This is a genomic window from Gordonibacter sp. An230, from assembly GCF_002159915.1.
Taxonomy (GTDB): Bacteria; Actinomycetota; Coriobacteriia; order Coriobacteriales; family Eggerthellaceae; genus Rubneribacter.
Window position 1 is genome coordinate 1 of record NZ_NFJP01000068.1, and the last position, 1,508, is coordinate 1,508.

Below are 1,508 nucleotides of genomic sequence, written 5' to 3' on the forward strand. Positions count from 1 at the left end.
GGGGGTGCGGACAAAAAGTTGGACACTCCGGTGTCCGGATTGGAGTCCGCATGTACCCGTTGGAGACCAGGGAGCTCGCCGTGGAGGCCGTCGCGGCGGGGTTCAGCCTGACCGAGGCGGCCGAGCTGGCCGGCTGCAGCCGCACGGCCGTTGTAAATTGGGCGAAGGCGGCGGGCGTCGCCCCGCCGCCCCGCAAGAAGGCCGTATACTTGCCCTTCGACAGGAAGATGGAGCTCGTCGCGCGGCTGGAGGCCGGGGAGCGGGCCGCCGACCTCGCCGCCGAGGCCGGCGTCACCGCCGCTGCCGTCTCCGGCTGGCGCCGGCGGCTCCGCGAGGAAGGGGCGCTCTCCCTCATGACCGACTCGGACATCGCCGCCCGCGCGCCGGAGCCCCGCGAGGCGCCCTCGGAGCTCGAGGAGCTCAGGGCCCGCTGCGAGGAGCTGGAGCTGCGCAACGCCGTCCTCGAGGGGACGATCGACATACTAAAAAAAGACCCAGGCGCCGACCTGTCCGCCCTGACGGCGGCGGAGAGGGCGGCGCTGGCTGACCGGCTCAGGGGGCGCTTCGGGCTGCGGGCGGCGCTGGCGGCGCTGTCCCTGCCGCGCAGCACGTTCTACGACCGCCTGGCGGCGGCCTCCGCGCCCGACCCGTACGCCGCCCTGCGGCCCCTGGTCCGGGCCGCCTTCGAGGCGTCCGGGGGCGCCTACGGCTACCGCCGCGTCCGCGCCGAGCTCGCGCGGGGCGCCGGCGCGCCGCAGCGGGCCCGCGGCGCGGCGGGGCTCGACCCGGCGCGGCCGGTGGCGGTCTCCGAGAAGGTGGTGCGCCGGATCATGGCCGAGGAGGGGCTGCGCGCCCGCGCCCCGCGGGCGGCCCGCTACAGCTCCTACGCCGGCGAGGAGGGCCGCGCGGCGGCGCCCAACCTGCTGCTGGTCGACGCCGGCCGCGACCTGCACGACTTCTCGGCCGCCGCCCCCGGCGAGGTCCTGGTCACCGACATCACCGAGTTCAGGCTGCCCGACGACCAGCGGAAGGTGTACCTCTCGCCGGCCGTCGACCTGTTCGACGGCGACGTCGCCGCCTTCTCGGTGGGCACCTCGCCGTCCAAGGCGCTCGTGGCCGAGATGCTCGCCGGCGCCGTGGCCGCCGCCGGGGGCGGCTTCACGCTCCACAGCGACCGCGGCTGGCACTACCGCACCCCCGACTGGGTCCGCGCCTGCGGGGAGGCCGGGGTGGAGAGGTCGATGTCGCGCAAGGGGCACTCGCCGGACAACGCCGCCTGCGAGGGGTTCTTCGGCAGGCTCAAGGTCGAGTTCTTCCACGGGAGGGACTGGCGCGGGGTCTCCGCCGAGCGGTTCGCCGCCGAGCTCGCCGAGTGGATCCGCTGGTACCGGGAGGGGAGGCTGAAGGCGTTCGACGAGGGAGGGCGCAAGGTGTACGATACGATAGCCGGCCGCAGGAGGCGGCTGGGGCTGGCCGCCTAGGCCGTCCGGAAAAACGTCCGCACCCCC

General features: G+C 75.3%; 1 protein-coding gene. It reads left to right on the plus strand.

Annotation, left to right across the window (positions count from 1 at the left end; all coding sequences use genetic code 11):
- Positions 1-50: 50 nt before the first annotated feature.
- Complete coding sequence (locus tag B5F40_RS16110; RefSeq protein WP_140396543.1) at positions 51-1,481, plus strand: IS3 family transposase; 1,431 nt, start codon at positions 51-53, stop codon at positions 1,479-1,481.
- The last annotated feature ends 27 nt before the right edge of the window (positions 1,482-1,508 follow it).

Coding starts and splice junctions, on each gene's coding strand:
- B5F40_RS16110 (WP_140396543.1), top strand. CDS start 51: ATGTACCCGTTGGAGACCAGGGAGCTCGCCGTGGAGGCCGTCGCGGCG.